The 19,264-nt window shown below is 64.8% G+C and carries 21 protein-coding genes, 1 tRNA gene and 2 riboswitches; of the genes, 17 read left to right on the top strand and 5 right to left on the bottom strand.

The features are described 5' to 3' along the window. The first annotated feature begins 14 nt into the window (after positions 1-14). Genes EV698_RS08160 through EV698_RS08140 form a run of 5 tightly spaced genes read left to right on the top strand, consistent with a single transcriptional unit; the run spans position 15 to position 4,173 of the window. Positions 15-791 carry an ABC transporter ATP-binding protein gene (locus EV698_RS08160; protein ID WP_130503593.1) on the top strand — a complete coding sequence of 259 codons (777 nt, stop codon included), beginning with the start codon at positions 15-17 and terminating at the stop codon, positions 789-791. Further along, the gene (locus tag EV698_RS08155; protein ID WP_130503592.1) at positions 788-1,504 is read left to right on the top strand and encodes an ABC transporter ATP-binding protein; all 717 of its coding nucleotides are present in this window, start codon (positions 788-790) and stop codon (positions 1,502-1,504) included. The genes EV698_RS08160 and EV698_RS08155 overlap by 4 nt, the downstream gene beginning before the upstream one ends. After that, complete coding sequence (locus EV698_RS08150) at positions 1,504-2,778, top strand: NAD(P)/FAD-dependent oxidoreductase (RefSeq protein ID WP_130503591.1); 1,275 nt, start codon at positions 1,504-1,506, stop codon at positions 2,776-2,778. The genes EV698_RS08155 and EV698_RS08150 overlap by 1 nt, the downstream gene beginning before the upstream one ends. After that, positions 2,765-3,907: an NAD(P)/FAD-dependent oxidoreductase gene (locus EV698_RS08145; RefSeq protein WP_130503590.1), complete on the top strand. Its 1,143-nt coding sequence runs from the start codon at positions 2,765-2,767 to the stop codon at positions 3,905-3,907. Before EV698_RS08150 ends, EV698_RS08145 begins: the two co-directional genes overlap by 14 nt. Further along, positions 3,904-4,173 carry a 2Fe-2S iron-sulfur cluster-binding protein gene (locus EV698_RS08140; protein WP_207220513.1) on the top strand — a complete coding sequence of 90 codons (270 nt, stop codon included), beginning with the start codon at positions 3,904-3,906 and terminating at the stop codon, positions 4,171-4,173. Before EV698_RS08145 ends, EV698_RS08140 begins: the two co-directional genes overlap by 4 nt. On the opposite strand, the gene EV698_RS08135 is transcribed toward EV698_RS08140, so the two are convergent. Further along, positions 4,162-4,235, bottom strand: a tRNA-Gly gene (locus EV698_RS08135). The genes EV698_RS08140 and EV698_RS08135 overlap by 12 nt on opposite strands. Before the next feature lie 86 nt (positions 4,236-4,321). Between EV698_RS08135 and thiS the strand changes: the two genes are divergently transcribed. From thiS to EV698_RS08080, 11 genes are all read left to right on the top strand, one after another. After that, positions 4,322-4,543, top strand: coding sequence for a sulfur carrier protein ThiS (thiS, locus tag EV698_RS08130; protein WP_130503589.1), 222 nt, complete (start codon positions 4,322-4,324; stop codon positions 4,541-4,543). Between the two features lie 17 nt (positions 4,544-4,560). Further along, entirely contained in the window at positions 4,561-5,358 is a 798-nt protein-coding gene (locus tag EV698_RS10415; RefSeq protein WP_130503588.1) for a thiazole synthase, read from the top strand. A gap of 4 nt (positions 5,359-5,362) precedes the next feature. Next, a complete protein-coding gene (gene trmB, locus EV698_RS08120; protein ID WP_239016236.1) occupies positions 5,363-6,040 on the top strand; it encodes a tRNA (guanosine(46)-N7)-methyltransferase TrmB in 678 nt (225 codons plus the stop codon). Positions 6,041-6,080: 40 nt separating this feature from the next. Then, positions 6,081-6,268, top strand: a riboswitch (cobalamin riboswitch). A gap of 114 nt (positions 6,269-6,382) precedes the next feature. Beyond that, entirely contained in the window at positions 6,383-6,604 is a 222-nt protein-coding gene (gene nrdH / locus EV698_RS08115) for a glutaredoxin-like protein NrdH (protein WP_130503586.1), read from the top strand. A gap of 5 nt (positions 6,605-6,609) precedes the next feature. Further along, positions 6,610-7,023 (top strand): class Ib ribonucleoside-diphosphate reductase assembly flavoprotein NrdI, encoded by a 414-nt coding sequence (gene nrdI / locus EV698_RS08110; protein ID WP_130503585.1) that lies wholly within the window; start codon positions 6,610-6,612, stop codon positions 7,021-7,023. A 17-nt stretch (positions 7,024-7,040) separates the two neighbouring features. Beyond that, positions 7,041-9,209 (top strand): class 1b ribonucleoside-diphosphate reductase subunit alpha, encoded by a 2,169-nt coding sequence (gene nrdE / locus EV698_RS08105; RefSeq protein WP_239016235.1) that lies wholly within the window; start codon positions 7,041-7,043, stop codon positions 9,207-9,209. A gap of 8 nt (positions 9,210-9,217) precedes the next feature. Beyond that, the gene (gene nrdF, locus EV698_RS08100; RefSeq protein WP_130503583.1) at positions 9,218-10,243 is read left to right on the top strand and encodes a class 1b ribonucleoside-diphosphate reductase subunit beta; all 1,026 of its coding nucleotides are present in this window, start codon (positions 9,218-9,220) and stop codon (positions 10,241-10,243) included. 209 nt (positions 10,244-10,452) lie between these two features. After that, positions 10,453-10,644: riboswitch (cobalamin riboswitch) on the top strand. A 145-nt stretch (positions 10,645-10,789) separates the two neighbouring features. Then, on the top strand, positions 10,790-12,652 hold the full coding sequence (locus EV698_RS08095) for a TonB-dependent receptor plug domain-containing protein (protein WP_130503582.1): 1,863 nt from the start codon (positions 10,790-10,792) through the stop codon (positions 12,650-12,652). Positions 12,653-12,681: 29 nt separating this feature from the next. Beyond that, positions 12,682-13,485: an ABC transporter substrate-binding protein gene (locus EV698_RS08090; RefSeq protein ID WP_130503581.1), complete on the top strand. Its 804-nt coding sequence runs from the start codon at positions 12,682-12,684 to the stop codon at positions 13,483-13,485. Next, positions 13,482-14,465 carry a FecCD family ABC transporter permease gene (locus EV698_RS08085; RefSeq protein WP_130503580.1) on the top strand — a complete coding sequence of 328 codons (984 nt, stop codon included), beginning with the start codon at positions 13,482-13,484 and terminating at the stop codon, positions 14,463-14,465. Before EV698_RS08090 ends, EV698_RS08085 begins: the two co-directional genes overlap by 4 nt. Next, the gene (locus tag EV698_RS08080) at positions 14,462-15,223 is read left to right on the top strand and encodes an ABC transporter ATP-binding protein (RefSeq protein WP_130503579.1); all 762 of its coding nucleotides are present in this window, start codon (positions 14,462-14,464) and stop codon (positions 15,221-15,223) included. Before EV698_RS08085 ends, EV698_RS08080 begins: the two co-directional genes overlap by 4 nt. Here the strand turns inward: EV698_RS08080 and EV698_RS08075 are convergent. Beyond that, positions 15,196-15,738 (bottom strand): ATP--cob(I)alamin adenosyltransferase, encoded by a 543-nt coding sequence (locus EV698_RS08075; RefSeq protein WP_130503578.1) that lies wholly within the window; start codon positions 15,736-15,738, stop codon positions 15,196-15,198. The genes EV698_RS08080 and EV698_RS08075 overlap by 28 nt on opposite strands. 35 nt (positions 15,739-15,773) lie before the next feature. On the opposite strand from EV698_RS08075, the gene EV698_RS08070 reads away from it, so the two are divergent. Then, on the top strand, positions 15,774-16,553 hold the full coding sequence (locus tag EV698_RS08070) for an exodeoxyribonuclease III (protein ID WP_130503577.1): 780 nt from the start codon (positions 15,774-15,776) through the stop codon (positions 16,551-16,553). On the opposite strand, the gene EV698_RS08065 is transcribed toward EV698_RS08070, so the two are convergent. Genes EV698_RS08065 through EV698_RS08055 form a run of 3 tightly spaced genes read right to left on the bottom strand, consistent with a single transcriptional unit; the run spans position 16,550 to position 19,191 of the window. Further along, positions 16,550-16,816, bottom strand: a complete 267-nt coding sequence (locus EV698_RS08065; RefSeq protein ID WP_130503576.1) for a glutathione S-transferase N-terminal domain-containing protein — start codon at positions 16,814-16,816, stop codon at positions 16,550-16,552. The two genes, EV698_RS08070 and EV698_RS08065, sit on opposite strands and share 4 nt — an antisense overlap. A gap of 8 nt (positions 16,817-16,824) precedes the next feature. Beyond that, entirely contained in the window at positions 16,825-17,787 is a 963-nt protein-coding gene (trxB, locus tag EV698_RS08060; RefSeq protein ID WP_130503575.1) for a thioredoxin-disulfide reductase, read from the bottom strand. Between the two features lie 24 nt (positions 17,788-17,811). After that, the gene (locus EV698_RS08055) at positions 17,812-19,191 is read right to left on the bottom strand and encodes an AmpG family muropeptide MFS transporter (protein WP_130503574.1); all 1,380 of its coding nucleotides are present in this window, start codon (positions 19,189-19,191) and stop codon (positions 17,812-17,814) included. Positions 19,192-19,264 lie beyond the last annotated feature (73 nt).

Below are 19,264 nucleotides of genomic sequence, written 5' to 3'. Positions count from 1 at the left end.
CCGGGGGTTCACGGATGCTGCTCAATCTCGAACAAGTCAGTCTGCGCTTCGCCGGCAACACGGTGCTCGACAAGGTCGATTTCGGTGTCGAGGCCAATTCGCTGGCGAGCCTGATTGGCCCCAACGGGGCGGGCAAGACCTCGCTTTTCAATTCCATCACCGGGTTCTACCGGCCCCAGGAGGGGCGGATCGAGTTCGATGGCGAGCGCGTGCTGCGGCGCAAGCCGCACAAGGTGACCCAGCTCGGCATCGCCCGGACCTTCCAGAATGTCCGGCTGTTCCGGGAGATGTCGGTGATGGAAAACGTCATGTCGGGGATGCACTGCCGCACCCGGGCGGGCGCCTTCGGGGCCGTGTTGCGCACGCCGGGCCAGCGCGCCGAGGAGCGGTACATCGCCGAGGTGGCGCACGACTGCATGCGCTTCGTGGGGGTGGACGAGTATGCCGACCGGCTGGCCACCAACCTGGCGTATGGCTATCAGCGCCTGGTGGAGATCGCCCGGGCGCTGGCAACGCAGCCACGGCTGATCCTGCTCGACGAGCCGGCGGCCGGCCTCAATGCCACCGAGAAGGGCGCGCTGATCGAGCTGATCCGGCGTATTCGCGACGAGCGCGGCATCGCCGTCCTGCTCATCGAGCACGACATGGGTTTGGTCATGCAGGTCTCGGAGCGGATCAACGTCCTCGACTACGGCCGGATCATTGCCAATGGCAACGCCGAGGAGATCAAGAACAATCCACGGGTCATTGAGGCCTACCTGGGACAGGAAGACGAGGAGATGGTGCTGTGACTGAGCCGGTCCTTCGGGTGGAGCAGATCGAGTCGTTCTACGGCAAGATCCAGGCGCTGCGTAGCATCGATATCGAGGTGGCCCCCGGGCAGATCATCGCGGTCCTCGGCAGCAATGGCGCCGGCAAGACCACTACGCTCAAGACCATCTCGGGCCTGGTACGCGCGCAGTCCGGGCGCATCCACTTCGACGGCGAGGACATTACCCGCCTGCCGCCCCACGAGATCGCTCGCAGGGGCGTGGTGCACGTGCCGGAGGGCCGGCATATCCTCAAGGGACTGAGCGTGCAGGAGAACCTCGAGCTGGGCAGCTTTACCGTCACCGACCCGGAGGTCCGGCGCGAGCGGCTGGCGGATGTCTTCGAGCGCTTCCCCATCCTCTCCGAGCGGCGCAACCAGGATGGCTCGCTGCTCTCCGGCGGCGAGCAGCAGATGCTGGCCCTGGGACGGGCGCTGATGCACGGGCCGCGGGTGCTGCTGCTCGACGAACCGTCGATGGGCCTCGCGCCCAAGCTGGTCACCCAGACCATGCGCATCGTCAAGCAGCTCAACGAGGCGGGCACCACCATCTTGCTGGTGGAGCAGAACGTGCGCCTGGCGCTCAAGATCGCGCATTACGCCTACGTCCTCGAGAACGGCGAGATCTACAACCAGGGCGAGGCCTCGGCGCTCGCGGAGGACGACAGCATCGTCCAGGCATACCTGGGGGCCTGATGTCGATTGCGATCGTGGGGACCGGCCCGGCGGGCGCCGCCGCGGCCCGCGGGCTCGTGGCGCGCGGCGCTTCGGTGACGCTGTTCGACGAACAGCCCCGCAGTGGCGGCAATATCCACCGCGTGGGCGCCACCTCCGAACCCACCGCGCTGGAGACTTTCGCGCGGACGTCCGCTCACGTCGAGCTGCGCACCGCCACGCGGGTTCTCTCCACCGAGGCCGGTGGGCGGGTCTGGTTCGATGGCGGGGACGGCGCCGAGTCCGAGGACTTCGACGCCATCGTCCTCGCCTGTGGGGCCTATGATGTGCACGATCCGGTTCCCGGCCTGCCGGCCGCCGGCGTGAGCAGCGCCGGGGCACTGCAGGCGCTGGTGAAGGGGCAGGGGATCGTGCCGTCGGGATCGGTGGTGATCGCCGGCAGCGGGCCGTTCCTATCCGTTGTCGCCGCGGGCCTGGTCCGTACCGGCGTGGCGGTCACCCATGTCCTCGATCGGCTGCGGTGGAGTGACTACCTGCGACTCGCCCCCTGGGGGGTCGGTCTTCCCGGCAACAGCGTCGAGTTCCTGCAGACGCGGCAACGGCTCTGGCGGTCGGGCGTCAACGTCCGTCACGGTGTGGGCGTCTCGGACGTCGCGGAGGGCCGGGTGATCACCGATACGAACGAGCTCATCCCCTTTGATCACCTCGGCCTGAGTGAGCGCTTCGTCCCGCAGACCCAGCTCGCGAGGACCGCCGGCTGCCGGCTCGAGCATGATCCGGTGGGCGGCTACTGGGCGGTCGTCACCGACGCCGTGGGCCGGACCAGCCAACCGGGGATCTACGTGATCGGCGAAGGCCAGGGTATTCGTGGCTGGCGCCACGCCGAGCTCAGCGGTGAGCGGGTCGCCCCGGCGATCATGGCGGATCAGCGCGGTGAGTCGTCACCGCGGCCGGCCGGATCCGGGCGTCGGCGGTTCCTGATCGGATTTGCCCGCGGGCTGGAGCGTCGTCAGCGGGCCCGAGCTACGGAGCGACTGCGCCCGGATGCGGTGATCTGCCCCTGCGAGGGGACCCGGGTGGAGGCGGTCGACGAGGCCGTCGCGCTAGGGCTCGCCGATCTGTCGTCGGTCAAAGTCGTGACCCGCTGTGGCATGGGGCCCTGCCAGGGCCGCTACTGCGAGCCCCAGGTTACCGACCGGATTTGCGCCGCGGGGGCCACGCCGCGGGAAGCACTCAACCAGCGCGCGTTCTCGCGGCCGGTCTCCGTCGCCGAGGTCATCGATGACGCGGGTTGATGCGCTGGTGGTGGGCAGCGGGATTATCGGCAGCTTCGTCGCGCTGGCCCTGCAGGAGCGCGGGCTGCAGGTGATGGTGGTGGACCGGGGCGGCCTGGCGCCGGGGACGTCGCGGAGCAGTGATGGCAACCTGCTTTGCTCGGACAAGTCGCCCGGGCTGATGCTCGATCTCTCCGATCGCAGCCTAGCCGCCTGGCACCGGTTCACCGAGCGCTACGGCAACGACTGCGAGTTCGATCCCAAGGGCGCCACCGTGGTCGCGCGCTCCGACGCGGAGGCGGCGGGGCTGCAGGCCCTGGTCGCCGAGCAGCAGGCCTGCGGGATCGACTGCCGCTTTCTCGACAGTGGCTGGCTGGCGCTGGAACCGCATCTGGGCCCGGATACCGTAGCGGTGGGGTACTGGCCGGGCGACGCCCAGGTGCAGCCCATGCTCGCCTGCTACCAGATCGCGCGCCATCTCCGGAGCAAGGGGGCGATGTACCGGTTCTACGAGGCCATCGAGTGCATGGAGCCACGGGATGAGGGTGTGACCGTGACCCTCTCCGGCGGCGAGCGGATCGAGGCCGGGCATGTCTGCCTGTGTACCGGCGTGTGGACCAACGAAGTGCTGGAACCGCTGGGCCTGTCCGTACCGGTCCAACCGCGTAAGGGGCATATCGCCGTGCTCGAGCGGGGCGATGTCCAGGTCAACTCCAAGATCGCCGATTTCGGCTACCAGGCGGCGGCCGAGAGTACCGATGTCGATGAAACCCGGGTCCAGACCGCGGCGATCATCGAGGCGACCCGCAGCGGTACTATCCTCTGCGGGAGCTCGCGGGAGTTTGCCGGGTTCGATATGGGGGTGGATATGGAGATCGTCCAGCGGCTGCTCGCCGACTGTGTGCGCATCGTCCCCGATCTGCAGCGGTTGCGGGTGATCCGTGGCTACGCCGGGCTGCGACCATTCTCGCCCGATGGCTATCCGCTGATCGGGCCGGTGCCGGGGGCGGAGCGGCTGATCGTCGCCACCGGCCACGAGGGCGCCGGGCACGGGCTGGCGGCAGTGACCGGGGATCTGGTCGCGGCCTGTGTCGCCGACGGCGACACCCATCCCTACGCGGGGCAACTGCACCCGGGGCGGTTCCAGTGACCGAGCCACGTTTTCGCCCGCTCCTCGAGCCCGCCGACTGGATCGGCGTTCGGCTGAATGGCGAACCCCTCGAAGTGCCGCGTGGCATGAGCGTGCTCGCCGGCCTGCTGATCCGCGCCGATGATGCGTCGTCACCGGGGTGGTTCTGCGCTATTGGCCAGTGTCAGCGCTGCCGGGTGCGGATTAACGGTCGCGAGGCGGTTGCCTGCCAGACCTCGCCAGCCGAGGGGGATGTCATCGAGACGCGGGATAGCTGGAGCGGCTGACCGGGATCGAACCGGCATCACTGCCTTGGGAGGGCAGCGCTCTACCATTGAGCTACAGCCGCGATATCTTCCCCAGTATGCGGATTTGATCAATTTCGACAAGCCCCCGCTGTGCCGCTCGCCGAGTGCTCTGCGGTATAATCACGATATGGATGCAAAAACCCCCGAGATCACTATCTTCGTCAATGGCGAGCCCACCCGCGTCGCCAGCGACTGCACCGTCGAGCAGCTCAAGGCGTCGCTGGATGTCGGTCAACGGCGCATCGCCATTGAATTGAACGAGGACGTCGTGCCGCGTAGCGAGCATGCCAGCCGACAGCTTCGCGACCACGACCGTATCGAGATCATCCGCGCCATCGGCGGCGGCTGAGCGACAGAGAGGACACCATGACCCAGCAGGACAGGCTGACCGTTGCCGGTCAGAGCTACGCGTCGCGTTTGCTGATCGGCACCGGCAAATACCGCGACATGGCCCAGGCGGGCGAGGCGATCCGCGCCAGTGGTGCGGAGATCGTGACCGTGGCCATCCGGCGGACCAATATCGGCCAGAACGCCGATGAAGAGAATCTGCTCGATGTCGTGCCCCCGGAGGAGTTCACGATCCTGCCGAACACGGCCGGCTGCTATACCGCCGACGATGCGGTGCGGGTCTGCCGGCTCGCGCGCGAGCTGCTCGATGGCCATGACCTGGTCAAGCTCGAGGTGCTGGGCGACCCCAGGACCCTCTACCCGGATGTGCCCGCCACACTCGATGCCGCGGAGAAGCTCGTCGCCGACGGGTTCAAGGTGATGGTCTACACCAGTGATGATCCCATCGTCGCGAAGCGGCTCGAGGACATGGGCTGCGTCGCAGTCATGCCGCTGGCCTCGCCGATCGGCTCCGGGCTGGGGATCCAGAACCGCTACAACCTGCTGACTATCCTCGAAAACGCCACCGTGCCCATCATCGTCGATGCCGGCGTGGGCACGGCCTCGGACGCGGCCGTGGCCATGGAACTGGGGGCCGATGGGGTGCTGCTCAACACCGCCGTGGCCGCGGCGCAGGATCCGGTCCTCATGGCCTCGGCCATGCGCAAGGGCATCGAGGCGGGGCGCGAGGCCTACCTGGCCGGGCGCATGCCGATGCGCCGCTTCGCCTCCGCGAGCTCGCCGCTGGAGGGCACCTTCTGGCAGGGCGGTCAGTGAGCGGGTGAGCGATCATCCGCACCGACCCATCCGCAGCTTTGTCCGGCGTGAGGGACGGCTTACCGCCGGTCAGCAGCGGGCGCTCGACGACCTGTATCCACGCTATGGCATTGACTGGCCGGGCGGCCCGATCGATGTCGCGACGCGGTTCGAGCGATCGGCGCCGCTGGTGCTCGACATCGGCTTCGGAGACGGCGAGGCGCTGGCGGAAATGGCCGCGGCCCATCCCGGGCGCAACTATCTGGGCGTCGAGGTCTATCGCACCGGCACGGGCCGTCTGCTGCGCCGCATCGAGTCGGAGGGGCTGGACAACCTGAGGGTGCTGCTGGCGGACGCCAGTGAGCTGCTTCGCGACGGACTGGCGTCGGAATCGCTCGCGGGCGTGCAACTGTTCTTCCCCGATCCGTGGACCAAGAAACGCCATCACAAGCGTCGCATCGTCCAGTCCGAATGGCTGGCCCGGGTGGCCGATCGGCTCCAGCCGGGCGGCTTCCTGCATATGGCGACCGACTGGGCGGATTACGCCGAGTGGATGCGCACACTCGCCGAGGCGGAGCCCCGTCTCGAGAACCTCCATGGTGGCTACGCGCCGGACGCCGGCGACCGGCCCGAGACCCGGTTCGAGCGCCGCGGCCTGCGCAAGGGCCATGCGGTGTTCGACCTGGTCCTGCGCCGGATCTGAGATCTGCTAACGACATGTTGACAATGCCACCCTCTGTCACACAACATGTAGTTGTCTTGGTGCTTGATCATAACGGATCAAGTTAAAAGGGAAGCCGGTGAAATGCCGGCGCTGCCCCCGCAACTGTAAGCGGCGAGCGACGCTGAAAACGCCACTGGGAGCGCCCCGGGAAGGCCAGCCGAGCGGTGACCCGCAAGCCAGGAGACCTGCCAGGACAACCGATAACGACCGAAGGCGGTGGGCCTTGGGGAGTGCAGTTGCAAGGCTTGCCGGCATCCACCGGCCAATCGCTATCTGCGCGTCCCCTGAACGTGCCCGCCGCAAGCACGAGAGGGACACTCGATGGACATCACCGTTTACTCCAAACCCGCCTGCGTACAGTGCACGGCAACCATCCGTGCCCTGCAAAAGCACGGGCTGGATTACCAGGTCGTCGATCTCACCGAAGATGCCGCCGCCATGAGCCACGTCACCGAGCTCGGTTACCGGCAGGCGCCGGTCGTTGTCGCCGGCGACAGCCACTGGGCAGGGTTTCGGCCCGATCTCATCGGCCAGCTCGCCTGAATACGATGACACGGGTGATCTACTTCTCGGCGCGGTCCGGCAATACCGCACGGTTCGTTGATGCGCTGGGTTTCCCGGCGGCCCGCCTGCCGTCCACCTCGGCGCAGGCCATGCCCCGGCCGACCGAACCGTACGTGCTGGTCTGCCCGACCTATGCCGACGGCGAGGGTCGCGGCGCCGTGCCCAAGCCGGTGATCCGTTTCCTCAACGATCCCGACAACCGCCGACTGCTGGATGGCGTGGTTGCCGGCGGCAACCGTAATTTCGGCGCCACATTCGCGCTTGCCGGCGAGGTGATCTCGCGCAAATGCCAGGTCCCCGTGCTCTACCGCTTCGAACTGGCGGGAACCTCGACGGACGTTACCCGGGTTCAGACCGGGCTCAAACAAAGATGGGAAGAACAATGCTTGACCACGTAAACGATTCCGCTTCGGCAGTGGCTGATACGCAGAATAGCGCCACCACGGCGACCGACCAGCGCTCGGACAATGCGACGACGCTGGACTTCCACTCGCTCAACGCGATGCTGAACCTCTACGACAACGAGGGTCAGATCCGATTCGAGGCCGACCGGATGGCGGCGCGGCAGTACTTCCTGCAGCACGTCAACCAGAACACCGTGTTCTTCCACTCGCTGGACGAGAAGCTCGATTACCTGCTCAAAGAGGGGTTCTACGAGCCCGACGTGCTCGCCCCGTATTCGCGCGATTTCCTGCACCGGATCTGGGACGCGGCCTATGCCCGCAAATTCCGTTTTCCGACGTTTCTCGGGGCTTTCAAGTACTACACCTCGTACACGCTCAAGACCCGTGACGGCCAGCGCTATCTCGAGCGCTACGAGGACCGGGTGGTCATGGTCGCTCTGGCGCTCGCCCGCGGCGACGAGTCACTGGCGATGCGGTTCATGGACGAGATCATCGATGGCCGCTACCAGCCGGCGACGCCGACCTTTCTCAACGCCGGCAAGAAATCGCGCGGCGAGCTGATCTCCTGCTTCCTGCTGCGGGTCGAGGACAACATGGAGTCCATCGGCCGGGCGATCAATTCATCGCTGCAGCTCTCCAAGCGCGGCGGTGGCGTTGCGCTCATGCTCACCAACGTCCGCGAGAACGGCGCTCCGATCAAGCACATCCAGAACCAGTCCTCCGGCGTGATCCCGGTGATGAAACTGCTCGAGGACAGCTTCTCCTACGCCAACCAGCTGGGAGCCCGGCAGGGGGCCGGTGCGGTCTACCTGAACGCCCATCACCCGGACATCCTTCGCTTTCTCGACACCAAGCGCGAGAACGCCGACGAAAAGATCCGCATCAAGACCCTTTCGCTGGGCGTGGTGATCCCGGACATCACCTTCGAGCTGGCCAAGCAGAACGAGGACATGTACCTGTTCTCGCCCTACGATGTGGCCAATGTCTACGGCAAGCCCTTCTCGGATATCTCCGTGACGGAGAAGTACGAGGAGATGGTCAACGACCGGCGCATCAGCAAAAAGAAGATCAACGCCCGCGCGTTCTTCCAGACCCTGGCGGAAATCCAGTTCGAAAGCGGTTATCCCTACATTATGTTCGAGGACACGGTGAACCGGGCCAACCCGATTGCCGGTCGCATCGCGATGTCCAACCTCTGCTCCGAGATCCTCCAGGTCAACGAGGCCTCGGAATTCGATGACGACCTGGGGTACCGCCACCTCGGCACCGATATCTCCTGCAACCTCGGCTCGCTGAACATCGCGAAGACCATGGATGGTCCCGACTTCGGCGCCACCGTCGATACCGCGATCCGGGCGCTGACCGCCGTCTCCGAGACCTCGTCCATCGACAGTGTCCCCTCCATTCGCCGGGGCAATGACGAGGCCCACGCCGTGGGCCTGGGGCAGATGAACCTGCACGGCTTCCTGGCGCGGGAGCACATCCACTACGGGTCGGAAGAGGGTATCGATTTCACCCGCTGCTACTTCGCGGCGGTGGCCTACCACGCCATCCGCGCCTCCAACGCGCTGGCACGCGAGAAGGGCGAGACGTTCGCCGGGTTCGAGCAGTCGACCTATGCCGACGGGTCGTTCTTCGAGAAATACGTGACCCGCGACTGGTTTCCGGAGACGGACACCGTCAACGCGCTTTTCGAGCGCTTCGGCGTCTCGCTCCCCACCCGCGAGCAGTGGGCGGCGCTACGCGACGACGTGATGCGTGACGGGCTCTACAACCGCAATCTGCAGGCGGTGCCGCCGACCGGGTCGATCAGCTATATCAACAATTCGACCTCGTCGATCCACCCGATCGTCTCGCGCATCGAGATCCGCAAGGAAGGCAAGATCGGCCGGGTCTACTACCCCGCGCCGTACATGACCAACGACAATCTCGAGTACTACCGGGACGCCTACGAGATCGGCCCGGAGGCGTTGATCGATACCTACGCGGCGGCGACTGAACACGTCGACCAGGGACTGTCCCTGACGCTCTTCTTCCCCGCCGAAGCCACGACCCGTGACATCAACCGCGCCCAGATCATGGCCTGGAAGCGCGGTATCAAGACGGTCTATTACGTTCGCCTTCGCCAGACGGCCCTTGAGGGGACCGAGGTGGAAGGCTGTGTTTCCTGCACCCTTTGAGGATTGAAATGGCAGCTAATATCGAAACCGCATTCGAGGACCGGCCAGCGGCCAACGCGCCGGCATCGGACACATCGCTCCTGCGCGTACCCAACGCGATCAACTGGAACCGGCTGATCGACGACAAGGACCTGGAGGTCTGGAACCGGCTGACGGTCAACTTCTGGTTGCCGGAAAAGGTCCCGCTCTCCAATGATGTGTCGAGCTGGCAGACGCTGACGCCGGAAGAGCGCGAGCTCACGATCCGGGTGTTCACCGGCCTGACCCTGCTCGACACGATCCAGAACACCGTGGGCGCGCCGGCGATGATGCCGGATGCGCAGACACCGCACGAGGAAGCGGTGCTGACGAACATCTCGTTCATGGAAGCGGTCCATGCCCGGTCGTACTCGTCCATCTTCTCGACGCTGTGCTCGACCCACGACGTGGACGAGGCGTTCCGCTGGTCCGAAAACAACCCGCATCTGCAGGCCAAGGCGCGGCTGATCCTCGACAAGTACGAGGTCGGCAACGACCCGCTCAAGCGCAAGATCGCCAGCGTGTTCCTGGAGAGCTTCCTCTTCTATTCGGGCTTCTACCTGCCGATGTACTGGTCAAGCCGGGCCAAGCTGACCAATACCGCGGACCTGATCCGCCTGATCATCCGTGACGAGGCCATCCACGGCTACTACATCGGCTACAAGTTCCAGTGCGCCGCGCAGCAGCGCTCGGCGGCGGAGCAGGCCGAGCTGAAGGACTTTGCGTACTCACTGATGCTCGATCTCTATGACGTCGAGACGCGTTATACCCACGAGCTCTACGACGGCATGGGGCTGGCGGAGGACGTGAAGGCATTCCTCCACTACAACGCCAACAAGGCATTGCAGAACCTCGGCTACGAGGCGCTGTTCCCGGACACCGCCTGCGAAGTGGATCCCGCCATCCTGGCCGCACTCAGCCCAGACAGCGAGAACCACGACTTCTTCTCCGGTTCGGGCTCGTCGTATGTCATCGGCACCGCCGAGGCGACCGAGGACGAGGACTGGGACTTCTGAGCAAGCCGCTATTAACGAAAACCCCGGTTAGTGTTAATAGCAGATCGAAGGGGACCGAGTTGTCCCCTTCGATGATGTCGTCGGGGCCAGCGACCACATTAAGAGTGTCCGCAGTTGTACAGACCTCAACGAGTGCGTGTTAGGCGTTGATCTTTGACGGGCAGCAAGTGGTATCCACTGATCGCCTTGAAGCCCGGATCCCTTCACTGCAGACTCTTTACCACTCTGGTTTCGGTGCCACGGCATCGGATTAAAAGGGAATGCGGTGAAAGACTGCAGCTGCCCCCGCAACTGTGAGCGGAGAGCGAAGCCCTGGTATGCCACTGTCGCTGCGGTGATGGGAAGGCGGGGCCGAGCGTTGACCCGTGAGCCAGGAGACCTGCCAGAGCGATCACCCATTTCCGGTGCGGGGCGCGCCAGGGAAGCGGCACTACCGCAGCGGTGACAGTCGCCGGTCTGCGGTGGGCTGTCCGATGAGGGCCTTCGCAGACCTCGTGTGTCTGTCGGCGGGAGTCTTCCTGCCCGAAAACCAAGGGCCTCGATCACATGGATAAAGCCATCCCCATCACCGCGCTGGCGTTCGCCGCGAGTGTGTCGATGACTGCGTACGCGCAAACCAGCGAAACCACCCGACTCGACCCCATCATCGTCTCCGGCGGCATCTCGCCGGTCACCGCGGATGAATACGGCCGCTCCAACACCATCCTAACCCGCCGCGACATCGAGGAACGTGGCTATGCCACCGTCCAGCAGGCGCTTGAAGGGCAGCCGGGGATTTCCATCAACGGCACCAGCCCGAATGACCGGCAGGTGCGGATTCGGGGAGGGGAGGCCAACCAGACCCTGATCCTTGTCGACGGCGTGCGTGTGGATGCCGGTGTGACGAACGGCTATAACCTGCGCTCTCTGAATCTTGGCAGTGTCGATCGGATTGAGGTTCTACGCGGGCCACAGTCGGTCCCATTCGGTACCGGTGCCTCGAGCGGTGTGATCAATATCGTGACCCGCGAGGCCGGCCAGGGCACTGTTTTCGGTGCTGAGGCAGAGGTGGGTGAGGGACATCGGGAGAGTGCCTATGTCACTCATGGTGATGGCCGGAAGACATTCTCTTTCACCGCCTCGAAGCTCTATGACGAGGGATATGACTTCAGTGGCGAAGGGGGCGAAAAGGACTCCACCCGCTGGGAAACGGTGACATCGAAGGGCGAATACGACCTCACCGATTCTTTGACAGTAGGGTTTAATACCCGAATTGCTTCCGGCAATTACGATTATGACGACACCGACAGTGGAGCTAAGAGCGCGTCTGGCTACGTTGTTGATGATCCGTCCAAGGGGGACGAAGTACTGGAGCGTTTCGGGAGTCTCTATCTTGAAAAGGCGATGCTGGGTCAAGCGCTAGTCCATCGAATTCGACTGGACAGGACCAGCAACCAGAGTTCGTCCGTAACGGATAAGCAGACCGAGCTGCTTAATTACCGACTGCAATACGGACTGGATGAACGGGCAGTCGATCAGAGTGATCACCTGCTGAGCATGCTGGTGGAACGCAAGACGGACTCGGAGGATGCGTCATCGAATGAGCGTGAAAACGAGTCGGTTGCGCTGGAGTACAACGGGTTTCTCAGCCCGGATCTTGGGCTGCAGGCAGGGGCAAGGTTCGATGAAAGCGATCAGTTCGATGACGCTCTATCCTGGAATGCGGCTCTTTCCTATGACGCTACTGCTCGTCTGCGCTTCCATGGCTCGGTCGGTCGTGCAGTCGTCTACCCTACTTTCCTTCAAGTCTACGGTGGCACTTTTCTGATTGGTGGAGTCCCAGCGCGTTATGTGGGCAACGAAAATCTCGAGGCAGAGACCAATACGGGCTTCGATGTGGGCTTTGAATATACAGTTGGTGAGCGCAGCAACATTGGATTGATTTACTTTAACGATGCGCTAGAGAACGAAATCACCACGAACAGCAATCTTGAATACGTAAATAGCGAGGGTGACAGTGACCGACGGGGCGTAGAACTAACTGGTCGACTCGGGCTTACTGATGAGTTTTCACTGCGTGGTAGTTACATCTATACAGAATCTCGAAACGATGATGACCAAACAGAGGCCCGTCGTCCTGAAAACGAAATCAACTTAGGTGTGCGCTATGGCCCCTCGGAGATTCCTCTCACTCTGGATGCCGATTTGCGGTATGTGGACAATCTTTTAGACGTTGAAGGCTTTGGTAGTTTTGAGCCTAAAGAGCTTCCGTCCTTTACAACGGTCAATTTCGCGGCCGAATACTCCCTGACCGACAACGTCGACCTCACCGCCCGCATCACCAACGCCTTCGACGAGGACTATCAGGAGGTCTGGGGCTATGCCACCCGCGGTCGGGCCGGCTTCGTGGGTGTTCGCACCACATGGTAGGTCAACGGCTTAGGCGCTGGCTGGGCGGGATGCTGATCCCGACTGCCATTGCGATGTCGATGCCGGCCCTGGCGGCTGACGACGCACCTCAACGTGTCGTCTCCATGAACCTGTGCACCGACCAGCTCGCCATGCTGGTGGCCGGGCCGGATCAGCTGGTCTCGGTATTGGCGCTGGCGCAGGATCCGGCGAACTCCGCCATGGCCGACGAGGCGCAGCGGTATCCCGCCAACCATGGCCGGGCCGAGGAGATCCATCTCCTGCAGCCCGATCAGGTCATCGCCGGTCGCTTCAGTGCCGGGGCGACGGTGGCCATGCTGCGGCGGCTCGAGATCCCCGTGGCCGTATTCGAGCCGGCCACCTCGCTGGATGATGTCCGCGACAACCTGCGGCGGATGGGCGAAGTGCTGGGCCGGCCGGATCGGGCGGATGCCCTGATTCGGGCCTTCGACCAACGGCTGACCGCCCTCCGGGCCGCCGGTCGCGAAAGGCCGGCGACCGATGTTGCGCTCTACTTTCCCAATGGCTACACCCGCGGTGATGGCACGTTGATCGGCGCGATCGTCGAGGCGGCCGGCTTCGACAACATCGCCAGCGACCTGGGTGTTGAACGGGGCGGGCATCTGCCGCTGGAGCAACTGGTCCTGGCCTCGCCGGAGCGGATCATTACCGGATCCCGCGGGCCGGGTTATTCCCGGGCCGAGGCGGTGATGCGGCATCCGGTCCTCGACGAGATCGCCCCGGCCGGCGTGCAGCGCGGGCTGGGTAATGCCGACTGGGTCTGCGGGATTCCGCAGGTGCTCGATGCCATCGAGCGCATGGCAGAGCTATGACCCGCTTGCTGACGGTGTTGTCGATCCTGCTGGTGGGACTGGTCATCGGCTCGCTGGTGGTGGGGCCGGCGCCCATCGGGCCACTCACCAGTCTCGAGGCCCTGTTGACCGGCGGTGAGACACCGCTGGCGCTGGTTATGCGCGAAATCCGGCTGCCCCGGGTGTTGCTCGCGATCATGGTCGGCGCCAGCCTCGGGCTTTCGGGGGCGGCGATGCAGGGCTATCTGCGCAACCCACTCGCTGAGCCGGGACTGCTGGGGATTTCGGGCAGTGCGGCCCTGGGGGCGGTGCTGGCCATTCAGACCGGGCTGGCGGCGGGGTTTCCGCTGGCGCTACCGCTGGCGGCACTCGTCGGGGCATTGATCGGGGTGTTGCTGATTACCCTGCTGGCAGGCCGACAGGGCGGGACGCTGAGCCTGATCCTCGCCGGGATCGCCATTTCGGCCCTCGCCAGCGCGATGGTGTCGCTGGTGCTCAACCTCTCCCCCAATCCCTTCGCCACCAGCGAAATCGTCTTCTGGATGATGGGCTCGCTCGCCGATCGGTCCATGGAGCATGTCCTGCTGGCGCTGCCCTTTGTGCTGCTGGGGGCGGTGCTGTTGCTCACCCTCGGTCGGCCGCTGGATGCCATCACCCTGGGCGAGGACGCCGCCGAGGCGATGGGCATGCGGGTGCGCCGGGTACGCTGGCGACTGATCATCGGCTCGGCGCTGGTGGTGGGGGCGAGTACTGCGGTGGCTGGCACCATCGGCTTCGTGGGGCTGGTCGTCCCGCATCTGATCCGGCCCTGGGTGGGGGCAATGCCCGGACGGCTGCTGCTGAGCAGTGCGCTTGGCGGTGCCGCCATGGTGTTGCTGGCCGATATCGGGGTGCGAGTGATTCTGCCCGAATCCGATCTCAAGCTCGGTGTCGTAACGGCACTGATCGGCGCGCCGCTGTTCCTGCACCTGATCTACCAGACACGGCGGGAGTTGGCATGACGCGGGTGACGTTCCGGGACTTCTCGGTGGCACTGGCCGGCACGCCGGTCATCGGCGACATCAATCTGTCCATCGAGCCCGGCGAGCTGGTGGGCCTGATCGGCCCCAATGGCGCGGGCAAGACGACGCTGATGCGGGCCGCCCTGGGGCTGATCCCCGCGTCGGGACACTGCTCGCTGGCCGGTCTTGATGATCGCACCCGTGCCCGCACCGTGGCGTGGATGCCGCAGGATCGCAGTGTCGCCTGGCCGATCAGCGTCGAGGCGCTGGTGATGCTGGGGCGGATGCCGCACCGGGCGCCGGGTCAGCGGCCCGGCAGGTCGGACCTGGAACAGGTGGCCAAGGCGATCCGCGAGGTCGGGCTCGCGGGGTTCGAGCACCGCGCGGTGACACGGCTGTCGGCGGGTGAGCGTACCCGCGCCCTGATCGCCCGGTCCCTGGCCCAGCAGACGCCGATGATCATGGCCGACGAGCCCATCGCCGGGCTCGATCCGGCGCACCAGATCACGACGATGGAGACGTTCGCGGGTATCGCCGCCAGTGGCCGCTCCGTGCTGGTCTCGCTCCACGACCTGGGGCTGGCGGCTCGCCACTGCACGCGTTTAATCCTGGTCGGTGAACGGCGCATCGTTGCCGACGGCGCGCCCGCCGCCGTGCTCACCGCCGACAACCTGGCCCGGATCTTTCACATCGAGGCCTTCCTGCAAGCCACCGATCACGGGCCGGTGTTTCAGTCGCTGCGGGTCCTCGGCCCGTAGCTCTTCGAGACGAACGGGACTTCCGTTGTCCCGCGGCGCTGGTTGATTACCAGGATCATCGCAAAGAACAGGTTGCAGAGGATGTTGCAGAACCGCGGCAGCACCTCCGGCACCTCGATGCCGGCCTCCTCGATGCGCACCATCTGCCGGATCGCCTTCTTGGCCCCGGAGCGCGCGAGGTTGAGGAACGGGACAGGCACATCGCCGCGCGGCAGCACGAACCCGTCGGCCCGGCCGGCGGCCTCGTTCCGGTAGCGGGCAAGCCGGGATTTCGCCCAGTCGAGATCCGCCTCGTCGACGGCGAGCCGGCCGCGGATCGATCCGTTGAGGTGAAAGGCCAGCGGCTGGAGGGTGTCGAGATCGGCACGCAGATCGCTCATCTCTGCCGGCAGGGTGGAGGCGACGGCGCCGATGTTCCCGCACAGCTCGTCGGTAATGACCTCGAAGTCGCAGAGCGGGGATATCTCGTGGATGAACGGGTAGCAGACCTCGTCCAGATTGGTGCTTCTTTGCATGGGTCATTCCCCGGTCTTCGGTTATGCTTTGCGCCATGACATTGAGCATCATGACCGCCAACCTCAATGGTATCCGTGCCGCGCAGCGAAAGGGCTTTTTCGAATGGCTCGAGGAGCGTCGGCCGGATGTCCTGTGCATCCAGGAGACCAAGGCCCAGCGCGCCCAGCTCGAGGGTGGGCCGTATTTCCCGGCTGGCTATCACGCCGCTTTCGCCGATGCCGAGCGCAAGGGCTACAGCGGTGTCGCGGTCTACAGCCTGCGCGAGCCGGATAGTTACCACGAGGGACTGGGTCTGCCCGAGATCGATCGCGAAGGCCGCTGGCTGGAGGCGCGGTTCGGTAATCTCAGCGTGGTGTCGTTCTACATGCCCTCGGGCAGTTCCGGCGAGCACCGCCAGGGTATCAAGGACGCGTTCATGGAGCCGTTACTCGAGCGCCTCGGGGCGATGGCGGCGGATGGCCGCGAATACGTGATCGGTGGCGACTGGAACATCGCCCACACCTGGCGCGACCTTCGCAACTGGCGATCCAACCGGAAGAATTCGGGTTTCCTGCCGCATGAGCGGGAATGGATGGACCGCCTGCTCGGTGAGGCCGGCTTTGTCGATGCCTTCCGCCAGGTCAATGACGCCGACGATGAGTACACCTGGTGGTCATTCCGTGGCCAGGCCTGGGCGAACAACACCGGATGGCGGATCGATTACCAGATCACCACGCCGGGAATCGGCGCCCGCGTGCGTGACTCCCATATCCACCGCGCCGACCGGTTTTCCGACCACGCGCCGTTGACTATCGAGTACGACTGGCCGGACTAGTCCTCGGCGTCGAGGCGCTTGAGATAGTCGACGATATCGGCGGACTCATAGAGCCACTCGACTCGTCCATCCGGATATTCGAGCCGCAGACACGGGACCATGCCCTTGCCACCGCCATCGATGAGCTCCTGGCGACGGTCGGGCTCACGCAGGATGTTGCGCGACTCGACCTCCAGATCCAGGTCCCGCGTGGAACGGCGGACCGACTGGCAGAAGCCGCAGAGGTCGTGCTCGTAGAGGGCGAGATGTGTCGGTTTTTCCATACTGATCCTCACTGAATCGGTTCGAGAGTGTCGAGATAGCGCTCCGCGTCCAGCGCGGCCATGCAGCCGCTTCCCGCGGAGGTGATCGCCTGACGGTAGACATGGTCCATGACGTCGCCCGAGGCAAACACCCCCGGTAGGCTGGTCGCCGTCGCGTTCCCGTCTAGACCGCTCTGTACGCGGATATATCCACCGCTCATGTCCAGCTGCCCCTGGAACAGCTCGGTATTGGGCCGGTGGCCGATGGCGATGAAAACGCCGGTGAGCGCGACATCCTCGGTCTGACCGTCCACCGTGCTCTTGAGCCTGGCCCCGGTGACGCCGGTCTCATCCCCCAGCACCTCGTTGAGGGTACTGTTCCAGCGAATGCTGATATTCCCCGACTCGACGCGCTTCTGAACCTTGTCCTGCAGGATCTTCTCGCCGCGGAACCGGTCACGGCGATGGACGATGGTGACATGGCGGGCGATGTTCGAGAGATAGATCGCTTCCTCCAGCGCGGTGTTGCCGCCGCCGATGACGGCGACATCCTGATTGCGATAGAAGAAACCGTCACAGGTGGCGCAGGCGGAGACCCCCTTGCCCATGAACCGGCTCTCGGACTCCAGACCCAGGTACATCGCCGACGCGCCGGTCGAGATGACCAGCGCATCGGCGGTGTATTCGCCGCTGTCGCCGATCAGCCGGACCGGACGCTCGCCGAGTTCGGCGGTATGAATATGGTCAAAGACGATGTCCGTGCCGAAGCGCTCGGCATGCTGGCGCATCCGCTCCATGAGGTCCGGACCCTGCAGGCCGGAGACATCGCCGGGCCAGTTGTCGACATCGGTGGTGGTGGTCAGCTGACCCCCCATTTCCATGCCGGTGACAAGGACCGGTTCGAGATTGGCACGGGCGGCGTAGACAGCGGCGGTATAGCCGGCCGGCCCCGAGCCGAGGATCAGCAAGCGGCAATGGCGCGCTTCGGACATGACGGGCTCCTAGACAATAAAACACTATTTTCCATCGCTCGGTGTGACAGCGTCTACCGTGCCGCGTGCCGATTCGCGCTTCATGATGACAATGATCAGTCCCACCGCCGGCAGGCCCATGAGCGCGGAGATGACAAAGAAGGTCGGGTAGTTGATGGCATCCACCACAATCCCGCCAAACCCGCTCAGGAACTTGCCGGGCAGCGTCATCAGGGAACTGAACAGCGCGTACTGCGTGGCGGTGTAGCTCGTGTTGGTCAGGCTCGACAGCCAGGCGATGAACACCGACCCGGCGATGCCGCCGGAGAGGTTATCGGCGCTGATGGTAAGCACCAGCGCAAAGGTCGCACCGCCCTGGCCGGCCATCCAGGCGAACAGAAGATTGGTGATCGCCGCGAGGAAAGCGCCCCCCAGCAGCGGCCGCAGGATGCCGAATCGCGCCGTCAGCAACCCGCCCAGCAGCGCCCCCGTAATGGTCATCCCCAGTCCCCAGGCGCCGCTGACGTTGGCGATGACCGCCTTGCTGTAGCCGAGGTCGATATAGAGCGGGTTGGCCATGCTTGCCATGGCGATATCGGTAATCCGAAAGCTCGCCACCAGCGCCAGCATCACCAGGGCGAAGCGCCCGAAGCGACTGAAGAACTCGCGTACCGGGGCCACCACGGCGCTCAGCAGCCAGGCAATGGACTCCCGCAGCCATCCCGGCATCTCCGGATGCCGGGCAACGAATGCCCGGGCGTGCTCATCATCGCCGCGCCGGCGTCGATCGCTCTCGCTAACGGGTTCCGGGCGCCAGAGGACGGTGATCATGCCAATGCCCATCAACGCCGCCATCGTCAGATACGCCACCCGCCAGCTGACCAGATCGGCCAGGTAGAGCGCGCCGGTGTAGGAGGCGAGGATGGCGACGCGGTAACCGAGCTGATAGGCGGCGGCGAGCGCGCCCTGGAAGCGGTCGATATCGCACTCGATACGAAAGGCGTCGATGGCGACATCCTGTGTCGCCGAGGAAAACGCCACCAGCAGGGCGAGTAGTGCTACCGGCAGGAGTCCCGTTGCCGGATCGGCGAAGGCCATCCCCGCCAGTCCCGTGGCAATACCCACCTGTCCCAGCAGGATCCAGGCCCGTCGACGCCCGAGGTATCGGGTCAGCCCGGGCAGGGGGACGCGGTCGATGACTGGTGACCAGATAAACTTGATCGAGTAGGTGATGCCCACCCAGCTGAAAAAGCCGATGGCGCTGCGACTGACATCCATCTCCCGCAACCAGGCACTGAGCGTGGCGAACACGAGCATGAACGGCAGCCCCGCCGAGAAACCGAGAAACAGCATCGCGAGGACGCTCGGCCGGCGATAGACCCTGACGGCCTCGCGCCACCGTGCGGCTTTGGTTGTTTGCTCCATGGCGGCATCGTCGGCGAACGCGCCGGACGGGGCAAGCTTTCTTGATCGCCTCTGGCGCTTTGGTCAGAATGCC

Source organism: Spiribacter vilamensis, assembly GCF_004217415.1.
GTDB classification, from domain to species: Bacteria; Pseudomonadota; Gammaproteobacteria; order Nitrococcales; family Nitrococcaceae; genus Spiribacter; species Spiribacter vilamensis.
This window is presented reverse-complemented; position numbering and strand designations above follow the sequence as displayed.

What these genes read in the sequence shown, in the direction of transcription:
- EV698_RS08145 (WP_130503590.1), top strand. Translation starts at nt 2,765, where the DNA reads ATGACGCGGGTTGATGCGCTGGTGGTGGGCAGCGGGATTATCGGCAGC.
- EV698_RS08080 (WP_130503579.1), top strand. Translation starts at nt 14,462, where the DNA reads ATGACGCGGGTGACGTTCCGGGACTTCTCGGTGGCACTGGCCGGCACG.
- trxB (WP_130503575.1), bottom strand. Translation starts at nt 17,787, where the DNA reads ATGTCCGAAGCGCGCCATTGCCGCTTGCTGATCCTCGGCTCGGGGCCG.
- EV698_RS08150 (WP_130503591.1), top strand. Translation starts at nt 1,504, where the DNA reads ATGTCGATTGCGATCGTGGGGACCGGCCCGGCGGGCGCCGCCGCGGCC.
- EV698_RS08065 (WP_130503576.1), bottom strand. Translation starts at nt 16,816, where the DNA reads ATGGAAAAACCGACACATCTCGCCCTCTACGAGCACGACCTCTGCGGC.
- EV698_RS08085 (WP_130503580.1), top strand. Translation starts at nt 13,482, where the DNA reads ATGACCCGCTTGCTGACGGTGTTGTCGATCCTGCTGGTGGGACTGGTC.
- EV698_RS08160 (WP_130503593.1), top strand. Translation starts at nt 15, where the DNA reads ATGCTGCTCAATCTCGAACAAGTCAGTCTGCGCTTCGCCGGCAACACG.
- EV698_RS08090 (WP_130503581.1), top strand. Translation starts at nt 12,682, where the DNA reads ATGCTGATCCCGACTGCCATTGCGATGTCGATGCCGGCCCTGGCGGCT.
- EV698_RS08070 (WP_130503577.1), top strand. Translation starts at nt 15,774, where the DNA reads ATGACATTGAGCATCATGACCGCCAACCTCAATGGTATCCGTGCCGCG.
- nrdI (WP_130503585.1), top strand. Translation starts at nt 6,610, where the DNA reads ATGACACGGGTGATCTACTTCTCGGCGCGGTCCGGCAATACCGCACGG.
- thiS (WP_130503589.1), top strand. Translation starts at nt 4,322, where the DNA reads ATGGATGCAAAAACCCCCGAGATCACTATCTTCGTCAATGGCGAGCCC.
- EV698_RS10415 (WP_130503588.1), top strand. Translation starts at nt 4,561, where the DNA reads ATGACCCAGCAGGACAGGCTGACCGTTGCCGGTCAGAGCTACGCGTCG.
- nrdH (WP_130503586.1), top strand. Translation starts at nt 6,383, where the DNA reads ATGGACATCACCGTTTACTCCAAACCCGCCTGCGTACAGTGCACGGCA.
- EV698_RS08075 (WP_130503578.1), bottom strand. Translation starts at nt 15,738, where the DNA reads ATGCAAAGAAGCACCAATCTGGACGAGGTCTGCTACCCGTTCATCCAC.
- EV698_RS08055 (WP_130503574.1), bottom strand. Translation starts at nt 19,191, where the DNA reads ATGGAGCAAACAACCAAAGCCGCACGGTGGCGCGAGGCCGTCAGGGTC.
- nrdF (WP_130503583.1), top strand. Translation starts at nt 9,218, where the DNA reads ATGGCAGCTAATATCGAAACCGCATTCGAGGACCGGCCAGCGGCCAAC.
- EV698_RS08095 (WP_130503582.1), top strand. Translation starts at nt 10,790, where the DNA reads ATGGATAAAGCCATCCCCATCACCGCGCTGGCGTTCGCCGCGAGTGTG.